Below are 16568 nucleotides of genomic sequence, written 5' to 3' on the forward strand. Positions count from 1 at the left end.
CTCTGACCCTGGCCGGCCGACGGACCACGTCCGTCGGCCGGCCCCCTGGCACCGGTCGACTCCCGCGGGGGCCGGCAGCAAGGGCGAGGTACCCCCGTCGACCCGCACTGCGACCGAAGGCACACGCCCAGAGCACCCTCGCGCGCTTCCCTCGGCGGCGTCGGCGCCACGCCGACGGTAGCCGCACCGCCACGCCCGCCCACCCGGGCTGCGGTCGTCGCAGCTGTCGGTGCGGAGTACGAGAGCACCTTGGCAACTGCGCCAGAGATCTCCAAGAGCATCGAGGAACGCGCCAGTTGGCGGTGCGAGTGTGAGGGCGAACGCGGACGCGGCAGTCACACCGGCCGGTGCCCCGACCGGCACGGGCAGCCCGCGTACCGCACTGGCTCGCGCATCATCCTGACCACCGCTCAAGTTGCGGAATACTCCCGCGTCCGCTGGGTCAGTGCCCCGTGGGGCATACATGATCACGGTCATGCCGACGAGGTAGAACAAGGCGCCGATGATGTCGCAGGGCGCTGTCACGTTGGCTGACGGGGTGAGGTGATCTTCGGTTTGATCATGGTGGAGGGGGTTGTTCGTGGGGGACGGGCCGCCGCCGTACAAAGGCCACCGGTACCCGGTCGAGGTGATCTCGCACTGCGTGTGGCTGTACTTCCGGTTCCCACTCAGTTTCCGTGAGGTCGAGGAGCTTATGCTGGAGCATGGCGTGATCGTCTCGTACGAGACGGTCCGCCGCTGGTGCCTGAAGTTCGGTCAGCAGTACGCCAACGGACTGCGCCGCCGCCGGCCCCAGCCCGGCGACAAGTGGCATCTGGACGAGGTCTTCATCAAGATCAACGGGAAGCTGAAGTATCTGTGGCGGGCTGTCGACCAGGACGGCAACGTGCTGGACATCCTCGTGCAGAACCGACGGGACACCGCTGCGGCCAGGCGTTTCTTCCGCACGCTGCTGACGAAGACCCGGACGGTGCCGAGGCTGATCATCACCGACAAGCTCCGCTCCTACAGCGCCGCCCACCGCGACGTCATGCCCTCCGTCGAGCACCGATCCCACAAGAGCCTGAACAACCGGGCCGAGAACAGCCATCAGCCCACCAGGCAACGCGAACGCGCGATGAAAGGCTTCCGCAGCGTCGGTGGTGCCCAGCGGTTCCTGTCCGCGTTCAGCGGCATCTCACCCCACTTCCGCACTCGGCGACATCTCCGCACCGCCGCCGAACACCGCTTCGACATGACCATCCGCTTCACCCTCTGGGACCACGTCACCGAGAACACCGGCCTGACGACCGCGGTCTGAGCACAGGCCGGAACCAGGCCCCACCACGCCTCGACACACCGTCAGACACCCACACACCCAACAACGTGACAACGCCCTCACCGCCCATGCGGCGCGTCCGGCGTCACCGGGGACGTACGCGCCCCGACCGTCCGGATAGACGGATGGTCGGGGGCGAGCGTGACGCGGCAGGATGCTCCGCATGACATTGCCCACCCCCGAGCTGCACACCGCCCGCCTGCGACTGCGGCCGTTCACCGACGCCGACGCGGCGCCGCTCTACGCGCTGCACAGCAGCGCCCACGTGCTGCGTTACTGGGACTCCCCGCCGTGGACCGAACCGGCCCGCGGCCAGCGCTTCATCGCGACCTGCCGGACGATCGAGGAGGAAGGCACGGGAGCGCGGGTGGCCGTCGACCGCGTCTCCGACGGCGCGTTCATCGGCTGGTGCGGCCTGACCAGCTGGAACCCGGACTTCCGCAGCGCGTCCCTCGGCTACGTCTTCGACGCCGCCGCGTGGGGCCACGGCTATGCCACGGAGACCGCGCACGCCGTCCTGCGGTGGGCGTTCGACACCCTGGACCTGAACCGCGTCCAGGCCGAGACCGACACCCGCAACGTGGCGTCCGCCCGGGTCCTAGAGAAGCTCGGCTTCGTCCGCGAAGGCACCCTCCGCGAGGACTGCGTCGTCAACGGCGACGTCTCCGACTCCTGGGTCTTCGGCCTCCTCCGCCGCGAGTGGCACCCGACGGCCGGCCGCTAGGACCGAGACCTGCCCGCCTTTCGGTCCGCAACCCCCACCGAGGTCACCGTGGGCCGCTCCGGCGAGCCCAACGTCTTGGCTTGCCCCACCGATCCCGACCATCCGCACCGCTGGAGCATCCAGTAGCTCGTAGGGTCCGCCTGGAGCGGCAACATTCTCATTGAGTGTGTCGCCCGCCGGCCGGTGACGATGACCGGGTCGTCGGGGTCGTCGTCCAGGCCGACGAAGCCGAGATCAGCCAGGGCACCCAGGCCGGCCTCCCGCAGGTGACTGGTGATCTTGTTGTGACGGGCGGTGGTGATCTCGCTGCAACGCCCCGGCTTCCCGGCCGAGATCCACACAAGGTTGCCGCGCTCGTCGGTCAGAGCGAGGAACAGCAGGCCATGGGCCTTGTGCTTGCCCGAATAGTTCGGCCGGTTCTCATCCCCGGTGCGTCGGCGGGTGCGCACGAGGGTGCCGTCGAGCAGCACGACGACGCCACCCTTGCGGGCGATCTTCTTCAGCGCGCGGTCCAGGCGCGGGGCCCGGGCCGACAGCAGCCCGATCACTTCCAGCAGCCAGCGGCGCACGGTGGACGCGGAGACGCCGTTGCCGCCCGCCATGTCACAAAGCCGCTGGTCGTGGCGGAGGACCGCGAGGACGATCAACGCGATCCGGCCGGGCGGGAGCTTGCGCCAGCGGGAACGGATCTTCTTCAAGTGGGCGCGGATGAGGCCGGAGACCAGGCCCAGGGCGGCACTCGACAGCGGTAGGCGGCACTGGTAGACAAGCCCATCCGGGCCCTCGACGGGGTGGGAGTTCTTCGACATGAACGCCCCAACTGCCGTCGGGGTCCTGCCCGTTACGCGCTGATCAAGCCAGGTTCACCCATGGCCTGGCCCGGTCAGCAGCGCATACCGGCCCGCCGGGGTGCGGTGCAGCCAGCCCCGCTCCGCCAGCCGCTTCAGCTTCGCGCGCACCGCCTCCACCTGGCCCGGCAGGGTTCCCTTACCCAAGGCGACGCTGACCTCACCAGCCTTGACCGGCTCGGCCGCCCGGGCCACCACCTGCACGAGCGCCTGGTAGTCCTCGGGCAGCAGACCCTGGTCCATGTCCGGCTCGCGCTGCGGCACCAACAGCATCCCGCCCGCTCCCGGCGTGCTGGTCACCTGCGCCAGCTCCGCGTCCATGGCCGGATCGTCCGCCTCACCCGCGCGTTCGGCCTCGATGAACTGGCCGATCACCACCTCCGCTGCCTCCAGCCGGGCCACCTCGGCGTCGATCTCCGCCAACTCCTTGCGCAACCGCTCGGCCAGCACCATCCGCCGCTGCATCACCCACGTCAGTATCTCGGCCACAAGCCGCCCCTCACGCCCGTGAACTCCCCGTTTCCCACGGACCATAGGCGCCACGGACCAACACGGCGCACGTTTCCGGCAAAGCAGCCCCACGGCAGACGATCACCTGCTACCGATCACGCACCCGACCAGCACGAGCAACCCGAATCCCACCCATACCAGCCCCGTGACCAGCAACTTCAAGATGAAAGGACCTCAGTGTCTCCGGCCGGGACGTCGGCTGCTTCACGCAGCGTGCCGGCGATCTGCGTCAGCTCGCTGCGCGGATCGAGGACACTGCGGATCGCCGCGAGTCCGAGGCCGTCGTCGTCCAGGATGTGCTTGCGTACGAACGCCTTCGGGTGCAGGTCCTCGAACTCGAAGTCTTTGAACTCCGATCCCAGCTCGGAGCGGATCTCCTGTTTGGCATTCTCGGAGAAGTCCCGTACCTTGCGCAGGAACCCGGCCACGTTCTGGATCACCTCGGGCAGTTTGTCGGGTCCGAAGAGCAAGATGGCGATGACCGCCAGGGTGACCAGTTCCAACAGGCCCACGTCACTGAACACGGGCTCCCTCACCTTCGTCGTCACAAGGCCGCTGCGCCGACTCCCGGGGTGTCCAGACGACCACCCCACACTTTAGATGTTGCGCAAGTATGGGAACCGTGGCGGTGGCCTCGGCGTTGGAACGGGATAAAGAGGCAAGTACGCGCGCGAACCCAGCAGTGGAGGAAGAAAGTGGGAGTTCCCTGACCAAGGGTGGCAACGTGTCGTTGAGCAAGGAGGCGCCGGGGCTGACCGCTGTCCTGGTGGGTCTGGGCTGGGACGTACGCACCACCACCGGCACGGACCACGATCTGGACGCGTCCGCGCTCCTGTGTGACGCGTCGGGCAAGGTCATCTCCGACCAGCACTTCGTCTTCTACAACAACCTCAAGAGCCCGGACGGTTCGGTCGAGCACACTGGAGACAACCTCACCGGCGAGGGGGAGGGCGATGACGAGATCGTCAAAGTGAGCCTCGCCGCGGTGCCCGCCCACGTCGCCAAGGTGGTCTTCCCGGTCTCCATTCACGATGCCGAGGCCCGGGGGCAGAGCTTCGGCCAGGTCCGCAACGCCTACATCCGCGTCGTCAATCAGGCGAACAACCAGGAGATCGCCCGCTACGACCTGTCCGAGGACGCCTCGACCGAGACGGCGATGGTCTTCGGGGAGCTCTACCGCCATGGTGCGGAGTGGAAGTTCCGTGCCGTCGGCCAGGGATATGCCTCTGGGCTGCGCGGCATCGCGCTGGACTTCGGCGTCAGCGTCTGACGGGCGGCCCCTCACCCCTGCTCGACGGTGCCCGCTCTCCCCGCGAATGAGGGCGGGCTGTGGACCACCGGCCGCCGCGACACCCGGGGCACCCGCGTTCCCGGTACGGCTGCCTCGGCCGGCCTGGTGATCACCGGCCGGCCGAGACGGCTGTCGGCTCAGCCGAGGCCGTGCACCGCCTTGTACTCCAGGGCGTAGGCGAGCTTGCCCGGCTTGGAGTCCGCATACGGCTTGGAAAGCTTGGCGAACTCGCCCTTGTCGGCGGCCTTGCCGTCGTTCCAGGCGGCGAGGCCGCCCAGGTCGGCGGCGGTGAAGCCGCTGTTGACGATGGCGTCGGCGGGCAGGGCCGCCTGCGCCTGGGAGACCTTCTTGACGGCGTCGAGGTAGCTGGCCAAGTCGTTCCGGTCCCAGCCGGGAAGGTCAACCGGGTTGCTGTCGCGTACCCAGGCGCCCCAGTAGAACTCCTGGAACGGGACCGACCCAGGTGAGTAGCCGATGTCCCGGGCGAAGTAGAGCAGGCCTCGGTAGTCGTCATTCTGGAAGTTGGCGAGGCCGACACCCGAGGGCAGCTTGTTCACGGGCGTGGCATTCCCCGCCGGGTCGCGCAGCCAGACCCACTTGTGAGCCACCATCTGCTTCCAGAAGTCCTGCCGGGTCAGCATGGACAGGTTTCCGAGTACGCGCAGACGCACGTGCAGGTCAGGGCCGCCGTCCGGAGTCTCGTAGAACGACGTGAGCGTGTGATGGCCGTCGGTGAGATAGAGACTTCCACCGGGGCCGATCACCACGGTCTTCATCGCGGCGACGCTGTCGGTCGTCTCCTTACCCGTGGGCAGGGCGCAGCTGAACGAAGCGGGGTCGTCGAGGCGGGCGTCAGGACCTGCCGAGGCCGCCTCCAGCTGGCCGTTGGCCTCGCACCAGTCGTCGAACCGCTTGTTGATCGCGTCCTTACCGAGCGTGTACCGGCCGAGCTTGTAATAGACCTCGTCGTACCCGAGCGACGGCTGGGTCGCGTGCACGTCACCGATGCGCACGTCGACCAGATCGCCGGCCTCGGCGCAGAGATACGTCGAATTCGGGGTCTTGCGCTGGTCGTGCCCGCAGAACGGCGGTCGCTCGCCGGGGGTGCCGGGGGCTGCCGTCGCGGTGCCCCCGGCGGTGCCGGTGACGACCAGGGGTAGTGAGAGGACGAGAGTCAGGCGGCTGCGAAGGGAGGATCTTCGGTTTCGCACGGGCAGGCTCCCCTGAGGTTTGGTGGGTCAAGCAACTCGAGGCTGGAGGGCAAAGCTGACGCGAACACGACGTGTAAGCGGACGCAGCTCGAACCACGGCTGAAAGGAGTGCGACGCCGCGGGGCTCGCCCGTTCCCCATACGCGCTGCTCCTCCCCGTAGCGCCCCTCGGTCTCGCCCCCGGGGCTCCAACTCGACATTGCGTCGTCCGGACCAGTCGTCAGCCGGTCCGTACGGATGCCACCGAGGCGGACGTCAGCGCGCAGTTGCTGACGGCGATCCTCTACAACGAGTCGTACAAACCCCACGACCCCGATCTGGAGCGTGCCTGGCAGCGCTACAAGCCCGATGCGTCCTTCGGTATCGCCAACATGCACCGGGCCGCCTTCGGCGACATCAGACGGGACGGCCCTTCGCCGACCAGCGCTGGGAGGAGCTGCCCGACGACCGTGACCTCGCCGTCCGGGCCGCCGCCTGGCATCTGCACGGCCTCGCCGCCCAGTTGCCCGCACGGTGGCCCGCCGGGTACACGAAGAACGAGTTGCTGGCACTGGGCTACAACACCGGTGGGGGTAACATGCGCGCCTTCGCCCGTGGCGCGAAGCCCGGCGCCCAGGCTCAGGCCTACTTCGACCGCTTGCGGGACAACTGGGGCAAGGCAGGCAAGGCAGGCCAGGCCGTCGCCCGCTGAACCGCGCCGGTGGGAGGCCTGCCGGATGCGCCGGGCTCCAGTTCCAACAGCCGGCGCAGGAGGTCGGCGCAGCAGCAGCGCGGTGTCGGACCGCCCGACGTCGCTCTTGTCGCCGCCGCCCAGATCGCTGTTGCCGCCGGTGCGCGCGTCGGAACCGATCTCGGCGCCCGGCCCGGTGACGGCCGCCTTGACACACGCCAGCGCCTGGACGGTCCGCCCGCCTGCACCACCGTGATGACAACCTTGACCCGCCTGTACGCCAAGCGTGCCGTGACCCGTGACCAGCTGGGCCGGACGATCCACTGGGCGGCGGTCATGGGCGAGGCCGGACTCGCAGTCCACCGGATGCTGCGAGTACTGGACCGTCAGACCGACCGCAGAGCGGTCCTTATGAAATTCGTGGCCAGTCTGCCCGCGCAGGACGAGCAGCTGCTGCGTCGGATCCTGCTCGCCGTGGAAACCGGCAGGGCGGATCCGAAGCTCCCCCGATACCCGGGATGTCGTCCCCCTCAGTCGCGGGAGTTGCCAAACAGCAGCCTGTAGGCGATGAGCAGAACGAAGGAGCCTCCGATCGCCGCGCCCCACGTGGGCAGGTCGAAGAACTCGTTCGCCACCGGCCGGTCCAGGAACCTGGCTGAGATCCAGCCGCCCACGAACGCGCCCGCGATTCCGATGAGGGTGGTGCCGATCAGGCCGCCCGGATCCCGTCCCGGCAGCAGAATCTTGGCGATGGCTCCGGCCAGGAGCCCGAGGACTATCCAGCTGATGATGCCCATGTCGACTGTCTCCCTGCGTAGTTGCCGTGCCTGGAGCGGTCAGGCTCCGGTTCGATGTTCCGCTCGCGCATTGCGCGGTTGCGCAACTTCACAGACAGCATCGAAGACGCACGGCGAACGGTCCCGGTTGCCGGAAGGACCGAAGACCGGGGCGGGCTTCAGGGCGCTTCGGCACCTCGTCCTTGACGAATACGATCGAGTACGGCGGCATGGAGCGCCGCCGTACCGTCGGGCGGGGGCGTCCCGTCGCTGTCGGCCTTCGCGTCGCCGGGGACGTCGGCCGAGGCGGACGGGTTGTCGTCTGCCGTCCCGGGTCCCGCACCGTCGTCGGTGGCCGAGCAGCCGACCACCGCGAGCAATGCGACAGCCGTCAAGCCCCGCTTCCACCACCAAGCCTGACGCCCCATGACCCACTGCTTCCCCTCACCCGACAGTCATAAGCCAATAGCGTATCCGTTCGGTTCAGTGGGGACTGTTCGTGCAACATCCGTGCATTTCAAAGAACTTGAGCGTGTGCCGTTCAGACCTTCTCGCATCCGTCGAGGGTCCGTACGTTTCCGTGGGGCGCAAAACGGCGGATGCCCCGTACCGGGCCCGCTCGCCCGCGGCTCTCCCGTGGAATCATGTCCGTGCGCCAGACGGTCGGTACACGCTCTTCCACCCGCTGTGCTCCGTTCCTGGCGCTCCGCGTCGAGTCCGTGTCATAGGGAGAAGTGCCCGCGCATGTTCGAGAGCCTGAAGAACCTCAAGGAGAAGGCCGAGGGGATCGCCGAAGCCCATGGTGAGGCCATCGGCCAGGGCCTGGAGAAAGTTGGTGACTTCATCGACGACAAGACTGAAAGCAAGCACAGTGACAAGATCGACACTGCTGTCGACAAGGCCCAGGACTTCGTCGAGAAGCTGGGCGACAAGAAGGACTGAGCCGCCCTTCGGGCTGACAACCGGTCCGGGTGCCGCACCACGGTCGGGCACTCGGACCCACAGCTCTGGACGACGAGCACGGTGACTCGACAAGTGCCGCCTCGCCGGGGTCAGGTCGGGGCAGGACAGGCGCCAGGGTGGCGGGACGGACCGCCGCCGAGAACATCACGTCCTCGGCGGGGACCGCTGGCTAGTCGCCACCACCGTCACCGCCCCCTCCGTCACCCCCGCCATCGCCCCCACCGGCGTCCCCGCTGTCGCCGCCGTCCGCGCCCCAGCCGTCGCCACCGCCCGGCTCGTTGTCGTCGCTGCTTCTCCCGAGGTTGCTGAACCAGGGACGGTCCCACCCTTCATCGGCGGCGATCGGCTCACTCCCGTTCACCGGGCGACGCTCCGACCGGAACCGCGCCAACCCCGTCGTGTCCCCGAGCCCCAAGGCGACGGCGAAGACATGCGCCATGACGGCATCCAGCGGGTCGGGGCTCTCGTGCCGCACCGGGGCCAGCGGCAGCAGCACCGTGCCTGGCTCGGGCACCGGCCTACGCGGGGGACGCGTCAGCAGGGCGACACGCCGTTCGTCGCGCAGCAGCCACGAACTCACCGCGTTCTCCCGCCGCAGCACCCAGTGCTGCCCGGGCAGTCGCACTTCCACGGAACTCTTGGACTTACGCAGCTTCTTCCTGAGGCTGAGCTCCGCCGTAACGCCGCCGACGGTCAGGCTCAGGCCCCTGGACGGTTCGGGGGCGTCGCGGTAGAAGCCGTGGAGCGCTCGGATCCGTACGACGGGAGCGTGCGGCCCCCATGCGTCCACGCGCACCAGGCGCCGGTCCACGGCGACGGCAACCGGCCCGGCGGGCCCCGGCGCGACCGCCGCGCGATCCACAGCGATACGGCCTCAGCCCGGGCCTGGGCCGCCAGGGCGGCCACCTGGTCCGGCCCACCGCACTGCCGTACCGCCAACTCCCCTAGCTTGCGGGCGAACTCGGCGGCCTGCCGCACCCTCACCGGCGTGGCGGTGCCGGTGACGCGGGTCACCGGGACGACCCCGGGCCCCTCCACCAGCCGCTCGATCGAGCGTTCCGTTCCACCGCCCCCGAGCCAGCACCCACGCTGGAACGCCTCAGCCATGGCTCCGAGGTTCAGCTCGCTCAACGGCGTGGTTCCGCCGCCCCTACGCAGCCGGTCCTCGGTCAGCTCCACCGTCCGCGCCAGCGGATTCCACGACCGCTCGCCATAGAGCACCTGGCTCACAACACCCCCCACCTACGCGGCCGACTCAGCAGAGCCCACCCTCACACACCCCGGCCTCGACCCGTCGCTGGGGTGGCGGTGTTGCGCATCGCCGGTAGCCAGTGGCGAGGCCATGTCCCGGGACCCAGGCGCCACTCGGGTGCCGGGACCGGGTACGTACTACTTGCTGACAGCGAAGCGCATCAGGGCATGCTCGTCTCCCTGCTTGATCTTCCCCGTCGCGTTGATCACTTCGAGTTTCCACGTGTCGCCGACCCGCATAGCCTTGGCCACGGCGCAGCCGTTGTCCTGGGTGAGCAGGCTGGGCCAGATGTCGGCGACCTGCTGAGAGCTTCCCCCGGTCGCGTCGTAGACCTTGAAGCTGATGTTGCGCGCCTTCTGGAAGGAACTGCCCTTCTTGTACGCGGCGGCGACGAACACGATCGACGTGATGTTGGGCGGGATCCGGGCGAACTCGACGGTCACCGTCTCGTCGTCGCCGTCCCCGTGCCCAGTCTGGTTGTCGCCGCTGTGCACCAGGGAGCCGTTGCCCATGGGGTCGAGGGAGTCGAGACCCGCGAGCCGCACCGGGTCCCCGCCCTGCATGGCGATGGCGATCAGGTCGAGGTCGGTGCCGGTCTTGCGGCGCAGCTTGCCCAGCATCCCGCCGCTGCTGCCGGCGGTGGGATCCCAGGACGCGCCGATGGACATGTGGGTCACTCCGTCCAGGTCTGCCGGACCGTCTTCCTTGGTGAGCGTGATCATGCGTGGATCATCCTTTTCGGCAAGGGCACTACAAAACGCAGAGTATGCCTGGCGCCTTGGCCTCGATTCGTCAGCGGGGGTTGCTCGCTGATCGGCTCAACGGTTCGCCCGTATTGTCCCCGTGCTGTTCGGGGTGGGCCGTCGCGTTTCGCTGCGGCTGCGCCGGGTTCCACGGTCACGGGGTGGTGCGGGGCTCTCCTTCCTCGTCTTCGTCAGGGCGGGGCCTGGTCGTCAGGTGACGACGGTCAGGCCGGTCATGCGCTGCCAGGCCAGAACGAAGGCGGCTACCCAGGGCCAGTCGGGGGCGAGGCGGAGGTGCTTGCGGCGGGCGTGGGCGGCGAGGCCGGCGGGCAGGTGGTAGATCCGGAACCACATGGTGTCGGGTTCGGCGGCGGCGAGCTCGTCCTGGTCGTGCAGTGCCAGGAGGCGGAGCCAGGCGTCGAGGTCGGCGGCGAGGTTCGCGGCGAGCATCCAGCCCTGGTTCGTGGTGAAGGATTTCGAGGGCAGGTTGTGCAGGCCCATCGCTTTGTTCGTGCGTACCCGGTCTTCGACGACCGCGTGGTGCCGGTGCAGAGCGTCCAGCCACTGGGCCTGGTGCGAACCGGGGATCCGGGTCATCTTGCGGTTGTTGGTGGCGATGACCGAGTACTTGAAACCGGTCTTCTTCTCGAAGTCGGTCAGGTTCGCGAGGTGGCGGCTGGAGGGCTTGACCCGGCGGACGATCAGTCTCAGTCGCGTCGACGGGCCTGCTCCGCACACCACTTCTCGTGGCCGAGCGTCTCGAGGGCCAGGTCCAGGGCGGCGGCGTAGTTCCCGCTGTCGTAGCGGCGTCCGGTCGGCGTCTCGTACGGGAAGGCATCAGGCGGAATGAAGTTTCGCCGCCGCAGCTCGATCGGGTCGATCCCGAGCCGCCGGGCGAGCAGGTCCATCGTCCGCTCGATCGCGATCGCCGCCTCGGGACGCCCGGCGCCACGGTACGGGTAGGTCACCATGGTGTTGGTGAGCACCGACCGCAGGGTCGCATGGACGAGTGGGGTCGTGTACGCACCAGTCGCCATCCACGCCGTCTGCATCGGCAGTCCCGCGCCCAGGTGCGGATAGGCGCCGATGTCGGCGTCGATCGTCAACTCGTAGGCGAGGAGCCGTCCTTCGACGTCGGCGGCGAGGCGTACGGTCTGGTCCTGTCCCCTGCCCCGGGTGGCGACGAGTATCGACTCCAGGCGGTCCTCGATCCACCGGACCGGCCGCCCGAGCCGCACGGCGAGGTACGCGACGACCACGAACTCGGGGAAGGCGGCGCTCTTCGCCCCGAAGGCGCCTCCGGTGTCCGGGGCGACGACCCGGATCCGGTCGGTGGACCAGCCGAGCAGCGCGGCCAGTTCGCGGCGCAGCCGGTGCGGCATCTGGTGCCCCGACCACACCGTCAACCGGTCCCCTTCGGGTACGGCGAGGATCGTGCGGCATTCCATGGGGCTGGGCATCAGCAGTTGCTGACGGTACGTGGCCTCGACCACGGCAGCGGCGTCCTGCCAGACGGAAGGATCGACGGGCTCCCCCGCCTTGCCGCGCAGGGCGACGTTGCTCAGCCCGTCGAACAGGCGGACGGAGTCGTCCAGCGCCGCGGACGGTGTCACCACGGCGGGCAGCGGATCGATCGTGGCGGTGACCTCCGCGGCTCCGTCCTCGGCCCGGTACCGGTCCTCCCCGAGGACGACCGCCAGCGCCTCGCCCGGATACCGCACCCGGTCCTTCACAAGGGTCGGCCACTCCCGGCCCTCGACGGCGTCCTCCGTGGAGAGTCCGGCCAACACGGTGTACGGAACCGGCGGGAGGTCCGGCAGATCCGCCGCCGACCAGGCTCCCTCGACCCCGGGCACATCACGGGCCGCCGTGCAGTCCACGGCCCGCAGCACGCCGTGGGCCACCTTGCTTCTCACAAATGCCGCGTCCAGACATCCGGGAACGTGGATATCGGCAACATACCGGCCTTCCCCGGAAAGCAGCCGCTCGTCCTCACGCCTCGTCCATTGCACCACGGCAACACCCCGTTCGCGTCTTTGCGGGAGCTGACGAAATTTCGACGCCATTCCGATGGAACAGCACGCCGGTGGAATTCAGCTGCTGCGAGATCCAGCGCGTGCTCGTCCACAGTGCGAGCTGCCTCCCTCGCACGCCCCCAGGTGACGCGGCGGCGCGTCCGGGTTCCGCAGAAGGCCGCAGCGCACCGGCGGCGGGCGTGGAGGTGGTGAAGCTGTAGTGGCCGGGCACGTTAAAGTTGTGGTGCGCGTGTTTCCGGTGTCTCGATGGGGCATTGGCCAGCTCAAGCGGCTGCTGCGCGACCTCGCGGTTCACGAGCTCGGCAACAGGGGCCCACCCGCCATGAGGCCACCGTCGACGGTCAGGACATGGCCGCTGAGGTAGCTCGCCTTGTCGGAACCCAGGTACTGGAGGGCCTCGGCGATCTCCTCCGGGGTGCCCGCCCGGTGCATGGGCAGCACCGAATCGACCGCGTCACGCGCCGTGTCGTCGCCGGTGAACTGCTCGTACAGAGCGGTCCGGGTGAACCCGGGCGCGACGGCGTTGACCCGGATACCGTAGGCGGCGCCTTCGAGTGCGGCCGCCTTGGTGAAGCCGACGACGGCGTGCTTGCTCCCGACGTACAAGGTCGCCTCGGGGTAACCCATCAGCCCGAAGACGGAGCTGACGTTGACGATGCTGCCACTTCCCTGTTCCCTCATGACACGGAACTCGTGCTTCAGGCACAGCAGCGTTCCCTTGACATTGGTATCGAAGGTGGCCTGGTAGTCCTCGTCGGTCACATCCGCGACAGGGCCGGGTGTTCCCGCGGTGCCGGCGTTGTTGACAGCCACATCGATCCGCCCGAACCGCGTGACCGCGCGGTCGACCAGGTCCTTCACATCGGCGTCGAAGCGGACGTCGGCGCGCACGAACTCGGTCGGGGCGCCGAGGTCGGAGAGCTCCCCGGCGAACTGCTCACCCACGTCCTCGTGGCGGCCGGAGACCACAAGATTCGCGCCTTGACGGGCGTAGGCCAGGGCGGTGGCGCGGCCGATGCCGGTGAGCGCGCCCGTGATGAGGACTACGGGGTCAGACACGTCGAGGGTCCTTCCTGCCACGACAGGGGTGAACGACGGGAGCGGTTCGGAACCCGCACCGCACCGGCTTCCTCTCCGGGCAGAAGCGTGTCCCCGCCTCCCCGTAAGGAGGGTGTCCCAGCGATACGACAGCCGCATCGGACGCAACCGCAGCATCCATCGAACGGGGTCACTTGATGGCCCGTACGCCCCACGGACGGTAACGCAGGACAGACGATCCGAAGGCGGGCACGCGGCCAGGAGGGGGCGAACCGCGGCTTCGGACGGGAGCTGTCGTGGGCGCAGACCGGGGAAAGACGGCAAGCGCGGGTGCGGGCCTCGCGCAACAGCACGAGCATAGGAGGGGCCGCGCCACCGCGGCCGATGGCAGGAAGGCATCCGATGCAGCCGAGCGAGGCGGTCAGGGTTGTAATCGTCGGGGGGTCCGTCGGGGGTCTCGCGGCAGCCCACGAGCTGCGGGCCGTGGGCGCCGAGGTCGCCGTGTACGAGCGTTCTGCGGGCAGGATGGAGGCGCGTGGCGCCGGGGTCGTCATGCAGCCCGAGGTGGAGGCACTGCTCGATAGTCTGGGCATGTCGGCGCGGGCAGTGAGCGTCGAGCTGCGGGAGCGCCAACAGCTCCACCTCCGCGGCAGGGCGACCCGGTACGAGGCCCCCCAGCTGATGACTGCGTGGGACACCCTCTACCGGGCGCTGCGGGAGCCCCTCACCGAGGTCTGCTACCGCCTGGACAGCGCCCTGAGACGGGTCCGGGCGGAGGGCTCCGACATCACGGCCGAGTTCGCGGACGGGTACACGACGCAGGGCCACTTCCTGGTGGGCGCCGACGGAATCGGCTCGGCGACGCGAGGGCTGCTCGATCCCGCCGCCCACCCCTCGTACGCCGGCTACGTGGCCTGGCGAGGCTTGGAGCCGGAATCCGCCCTGCCCAGCGATCTGTTGGAGCTGCTGGCAGGCCGGTTCACGTTCTTCGGCTCAAACGGCCTGCAGATGCTGTGCTACCTCGTTCCGGGCCCCGACGGCGAGCTGGCGGAGGGCTCCAGACGCGTCAACTGGGTGTGGTACATGAACGTGCCCGAACGCGATCTGCCGAGGCTGCTCTCGAGCCGGTCCGGGAAGCCGTACACGACGTTCCTGCCCCCTGGAGAGATGCTGCCGGAGACCGCGGCAGAACTCGCCGCCACGGCGGACGGATCGCTTCCACCGCAGTTCGCGCAGCTCGTACGGTGCTCGGACGTCTTCATGCAGCCGGTCTTCGACCTGGCGCCTCACCGGATGATCGCCGACCACGTGGCTCTGATCGGTGACGCTGCCGGAACGGTCCGTCCTCACACGGCCTCCGGAACCTCCAAGGCCTTCGCCGACGCGGCCGGGCTCGCGGCGGCACTGGGTGGATGGTCACCTGGCCGAGACCTGCCGGCGGAGCGGCTCGCGAGCTGGGAACGGGAGCGGCTCCTCCACCTGGTGGCCCTGTCACGGGCCGGGATCGATTTGGCCAACCGGTCATCACTCGGGACTGCCGACAGCCCGCGATTCTTCGTCTCTGCGTGACTCGTCCGTACCGGTGCTGTGGGGTCGTGTTACAGGCAGGCCGCACGTCGGCCGTCGGCATCACGAGGGCGAGCAGCTGCGCGACTGGAATGTGCGGACCTCGGGGCGTGTCCCCGTACGGTAAGCAGACCCGGCCGTGGGCGAGCCGCGCCCCGCCGGACGGCTTTCCTGCCCCGTGACCAACGCTACGGGCAGGGGGCGCAACTCCGCGCCGAATCTGCGCGTGGCCCACATAGGACCCGAGGCCGAAGCCGGGCCCGTGAAGCAGTCGTTCGGCGCCTGCTGGAAGACGGACACCGTCGGCCACGCGCTCGGCCAGACTTTCACCGGCACCCACGCCCCGACCGGACTCACCCGGCAGCGTTCCGCGCAGGCGTCGTACCGCATGACCAGCACGGTGAACCACAGGGACGCGACCGGAGCCACCACCCGCGTGACCGCGTCATGGACCTTCGCCTCCGGTACGACGGCCGGCCCGGTGCCGGTGAGCTTCGTGCGTTTCTCACCCGAGCTCAGCGCGACCGGCACCGCGGCGACCAAGAACCGGCTCCGGGTTCCAGTCCCGTGCAGGGCGCTGTTGCAAACGGCCCCCGGTAGCCCCTTGCTCATCGACAGCTCCGCGCTCGACCGTCACTGTGCTGTACGACCGGTGATCCGGCGATTTCAGTCCCCCCGCCCGACCGGCTCGGACATCGTCACCTCACCACCGGCTACGTCGAGTCCAGTGCTTGCGCTCCGGGGGCCGAGGCGTGGCTTCAAGGCCACTAAACTTGACTGCCAAAGCTGTGGCTCAACCTCTGAAGGAGCGGCAAATGAGCGAGCACAGCAAGTTTCTGGAGCCGATCACCCGCGAGAACGTCGCCGTGGTGCTGGTGGATCACCAGGTGGGCCTGCTGTCCGGCGTCCGGGACATCCCGCTCGGCGAACTGAAGCAGAACGTGGTGGCGCTGGCACGCGGGGCGACCGTGTTGGGCATCCCGCTGGTCGTCACCACCACCGCGGCCGACAGCATGTGGGGGCCGACCGCCGCCGAGCTGGTCCAGGCGCTGCGGCCGGACAGCGGATCATCGACCGCAGCACTGTCAACGCCTGGCATGACGACCGGGTCCGCGAAGCCATCGAGGCCTCCGACCGGCAGAAGCTGATCTTCGCCGGGGTGTCGAAGAACGGTGAGATCTCTTCCTGGGCCGGGGCAACGTGGCGCGAACAAGGCTGATGCTTCCGCAGATATCTGCTCTGATTGTCGGCGGCACCACTTCAGAGGGCGCAGCCGTGTCTCCACCGGCAACGCGGCCCGGTCCGGCACTCTGTGCCCATGACTGACGTCTTCGAGCACACCCCGCAGATCTGGAACGCCGCGCAGCTCCGCGACGCACTCAAAGACCTGCCCGATGACGCGCCCATCCACATCGGCGTGGCAGACGACCCCGGCGACTTCGACGGATACCGGGACTTTGTCCTCGTGGACGCCCATCACGTGGAGAACTGGTGGCCGGCCACCGCCACGGCGCCGGAACGTACCGAGACGGCGGAGGCACTGACGCTGTTCGCCGACTGGGAACCTGGCGCATACGACCGTCTGGACTGAACCGTCTACGTTTCTGCCTGAGCTGTCACCTT

Annotated in this window: 21 protein-coding genes and 1 pseudogene; 9 read left to right on the top strand and 13 right to left on the bottom strand. The window is 68.9% G+C overall.

Annotation, left to right across the window (positions count from 1 at the left end):
- The first annotated feature begins 574 nt into the window (after positions 1-574).
- The gene (locus AB0915_RS27755) at positions 575-1300 is read left to right on the top strand and encodes an IS6 family transposase (RefSeq protein WP_366693667.1); all 726 of its coding nucleotides are present in this window, start codon (positions 575-577) and stop codon (positions 1298-1300) included.
- Between the two features lie 181 nt (positions 1301-1481).
- Entirely contained in the window at positions 1482-2042 is a 561-nt protein-coding gene (locus AB0915_RS27760; protein WP_366693668.1) for a GNAT family protein, read from the top strand.
- On the opposite strand, the gene AB0915_RS27765 is transcribed toward AB0915_RS27760, so the two are convergent.
- From AB0915_RS27765 to AB0915_RS27775, 3 genes are all read right to left on the bottom strand, one after another.
- Entirely contained in the window at positions 2039-2851 is an 813-nt protein-coding gene (locus AB0915_RS27765) for a transposase family protein (protein WP_366693669.1), read from the bottom strand. The two genes, AB0915_RS27760 and AB0915_RS27765, sit on opposite strands and share 4 nt — an antisense overlap.
- A gap of 54 nt (positions 2852-2905) precedes the next feature.
- Positions 2906-3379, bottom strand: coding sequence for a hypothetical protein (locus AB0915_RS27770; protein WP_366693670.1), 474 nt, complete (start codon positions 3377-3379; stop codon positions 2906-2908).
- Between the two features lie 179 nt (positions 3380-3558).
- Positions 3559-3924 carry a sec-independent translocase gene (locus AB0915_RS27775; protein WP_366693671.1) on the bottom strand — a complete coding sequence of 122 codons (366 nt, stop codon included), beginning with the start codon at positions 3922-3924 and terminating at the stop codon, positions 3559-3561.
- 158 nt (positions 3925-4082) lie between these two features.
- On the opposite strand from AB0915_RS27775, the gene AB0915_RS27780 reads away from it, so the two are divergent.
- Positions 4083-4670, top strand: a complete 588-nt coding sequence (locus AB0915_RS27780) for a TerD family protein (protein WP_366693672.1) — start codon at positions 4083-4085, stop codon at positions 4668-4670.
- 158 nt (positions 4671-4828) lie between these two features.
- On the opposite strand, the gene AB0915_RS27785 is transcribed toward AB0915_RS27780, so the two are convergent.
- Positions 4829-5902 carry a ParB/Srx family N-terminal domain-containing protein gene (locus AB0915_RS27785; RefSeq protein WP_366693673.1) on the bottom strand — a complete coding sequence of 358 codons (1074 nt, stop codon included), beginning with the start codon at positions 5900-5902 and terminating at the stop codon, positions 4829-4831.
- A gap of 238 nt (positions 5903-6140) precedes the next feature.
- On the opposite strand from AB0915_RS27785, the pseudogene AB0915_RS27790 reads away from it, so the two are divergent.
- Together AB0915_RS27790 and AB0915_RS27795 are read left to right on the top strand one after the other, a co-directional pair.
- A pseudogene (locus AB0915_RS27790) lies at positions 6141-6592 on the top strand (lytic transglycosylase domain-containing protein); the annotation flags it as partial.
- Positions 6593-6715: 123 nt separating this feature from the next.
- Complete coding sequence (locus AB0915_RS27795; protein WP_366693700.1) at positions 6716-7135, top strand: BlaI/MecI/CopY family transcriptional regulator; 420 nt, start codon at positions 6716-6718, stop codon at positions 7133-7135.
- Here AB0915_RS27795 and AB0915_RS27800 read toward each other — a convergent pair.
- Together AB0915_RS27800 and AB0915_RS27805 are read right to left on the bottom strand one after the other, a co-directional pair.
- Positions 7102-7368: a GlsB/YeaQ/YmgE family stress response membrane protein gene (locus AB0915_RS27800; RefSeq protein ID WP_366693674.1), complete on the bottom strand. Its 267-nt coding sequence runs from the start codon at positions 7366-7368 to the stop codon at positions 7102-7104. The genes AB0915_RS27795 and AB0915_RS27800 overlap by 34 nt on opposite strands.
- Before the next feature lie 158 nt (positions 7369-7526).
- The gene (locus AB0915_RS27805) at positions 7527-7742 is read right to left on the bottom strand and encodes a hypothetical protein (protein ID WP_366693675.1); all 216 of its coding nucleotides are present in this window, start codon (positions 7740-7742) and stop codon (positions 7527-7529) included.
- 349 nt (positions 7743-8091) lie between these two features.
- Between AB0915_RS27805 and AB0915_RS27810 the strand changes: the two genes are divergently transcribed.
- The gene (locus tag AB0915_RS27810; RefSeq protein ID WP_366693676.1) at positions 8092-8289 is read left to right on the top strand and encodes an antitoxin; all 198 of its coding nucleotides are present in this window, start codon (positions 8092-8094) and stop codon (positions 8287-8289) included.
- A gap of 190 nt (positions 8290-8479) precedes the next feature.
- Here AB0915_RS27810 and AB0915_RS27815 read toward each other — a convergent pair whose 3' ends face one another.
- The 6 genes from AB0915_RS27815 to AB0915_RS27840 all read right to left on the bottom strand — a co-directional run bounded on the left by AB0915_RS27815 (position 8480) and on the right by AB0915_RS27840 (position 13400).
- Positions 8480-9100: a hypothetical protein gene (locus AB0915_RS27815; protein WP_366693677.1), complete on the bottom strand. Its 621-nt coding sequence runs from the start codon at positions 9098-9100 to the stop codon at positions 8480-8482.
- Positions 9010-9540: a hypothetical protein gene (locus AB0915_RS27820; RefSeq protein ID WP_366693678.1), complete on the bottom strand. Its 531-nt coding sequence runs from the start codon at positions 9538-9540 to the stop codon at positions 9010-9012. The genes AB0915_RS27815 and AB0915_RS27820 overlap by 91 nt, the downstream gene beginning before the upstream one ends.
- Positions 9541-9699: 159 nt before the next feature.
- A complete protein-coding gene (locus AB0915_RS27825) occupies positions 9700-10284 on the bottom strand; it encodes a TerD family protein (RefSeq protein ID WP_366693679.1) in 585 nt (194 codons plus the stop codon).
- Between the two features lie 231 nt (positions 10285-10515).
- Positions 10516-11043 carry a transposase gene (locus AB0915_RS27830; RefSeq protein WP_366693680.1) on the bottom strand — a complete coding sequence of 176 codons (528 nt, stop codon included), beginning with the start codon at positions 11041-11043 and terminating at the stop codon, positions 10516-10518.
- Entirely contained in the window at positions 11013-12221 is a 1209-nt protein-coding gene (locus AB0915_RS27835) for a xanthine dehydrogenase family protein (protein WP_366693681.1), read from the bottom strand. The genes AB0915_RS27830 and AB0915_RS27835 overlap by 31 nt, the downstream gene beginning before the upstream one ends.
- Before the next feature lie 411 nt (positions 12222-12632).
- Positions 12633-13400: a glucose 1-dehydrogenase gene (locus AB0915_RS27840; protein ID WP_366693682.1), complete on the bottom strand. Its 768-nt coding sequence runs from the start codon at positions 13398-13400 to the stop codon at positions 12633-12635.
- A 381-nt stretch (positions 13401-13781) separates the two neighbouring features.
- On the opposite strand from AB0915_RS27840, the gene AB0915_RS27845 reads away from it, so the two are divergent.
- Positions 13782-14948 carry an FAD-dependent monooxygenase gene (locus tag AB0915_RS27845; protein ID WP_366693683.1) on the top strand — a complete coding sequence of 389 codons (1167 nt, stop codon included), beginning with the start codon at positions 13782-13784 and terminating at the stop codon, positions 14946-14948.
- Between the two features lie 60 nt (positions 14949-15008).
- On the opposite strand, the gene AB0915_RS27850 is transcribed toward AB0915_RS27845, so the two are convergent.
- Positions 15009-15557, bottom strand: a complete 549-nt coding sequence (locus AB0915_RS27850; protein ID WP_366693684.1) for a hypothetical protein — start codon at positions 15555-15557, stop codon at positions 15009-15011.
- A 203-nt stretch (positions 15558-15760) separates the two neighbouring features.
- On the opposite strand from AB0915_RS27850, the gene AB0915_RS27855 reads away from it, so the two are divergent.
- Entirely contained in the window at positions 15761-16093 is a 333-nt protein-coding gene (locus tag AB0915_RS27855; RefSeq protein WP_366693685.1) for a hypothetical protein, read from the top strand.
- Positions 16094-16263: 170 nt separating this feature from the next.
- Positions 16264-16536: a DUF6225 family protein gene (locus AB0915_RS27860; protein WP_366693686.1), complete on the top strand. Its 273-nt coding sequence runs from the start codon at positions 16264-16266 to the stop codon at positions 16534-16536.
- Positions 16537-16568 lie beyond the last annotated feature (32 nt).

It is taken from the genome of Streptomyces sp. NPDC048411, assembly GCF_040704695.1.
Taxonomy (GTDB): Bacteria; Actinomycetota; Actinomycetes; order Streptomycetales; family Streptomycetaceae; genus Streptomyces.

Excerpts from the sequence above, each read along its gene's own strand:
- AB0915_RS27760 (WP_366693668.1), top strand. The coding sequence starts at position 1,482 with ATGACATTGCCCACCCCCGAGCTGCACACCGCCCGCCTGCGACTGCGG.
- AB0915_RS27765 (WP_366693669.1), bottom strand. The coding sequence starts at position 2,851 with ATGTCGAAGAACTCCCACCCCGTCGAGGGCCCGGATGGGCTTGTCTAC.
- AB0915_RS27800 (WP_366693674.1), bottom strand. The coding sequence starts at position 7,368 with ATGGGCATCATCAGCTGGATAGTCCTCGGGCTCCTGGCCGGAGCCATC.
- AB0915_RS27810 (WP_366693676.1), top strand. The coding sequence starts at position 8,092 with ATGTTCGAGAGCCTGAAGAACCTCAAGGAGAAGGCCGAGGGGATCGCC.
- AB0915_RS27825 (WP_366693679.1), bottom strand. The coding sequence starts at position 10,284 with ATGATCACGCTCACCAAGGAAGACGGTCCGGCAGACCTGGACGGAGTG.
- AB0915_RS27845 (WP_366693683.1), top strand. The coding sequence starts at position 13,782 with ATGCAGCCGAGCGAGGCGGTCAGGGTTGTAATCGTCGGGGGGTCCGTC.
- AB0915_RS27850 (WP_366693684.1), bottom strand. The coding sequence starts at position 15,557 with ATGAGCAAGGGGCTACCGGGGGCCGTTTGCAACAGCGCCCTGCACGGG.
- AB0915_RS27855 (WP_366693685.1), top strand. The coding sequence starts at position 15,761 with ATGAGCGAGCACAGCAAGTTTCTGGAGCCGATCACCCGCGAGAACGTC.
- AB0915_RS27860 (WP_366693686.1), top strand. The coding sequence starts at position 16,264 with ATGACTGACGTCTTCGAGCACACCCCGCAGATCTGGAACGCCGCGCAG.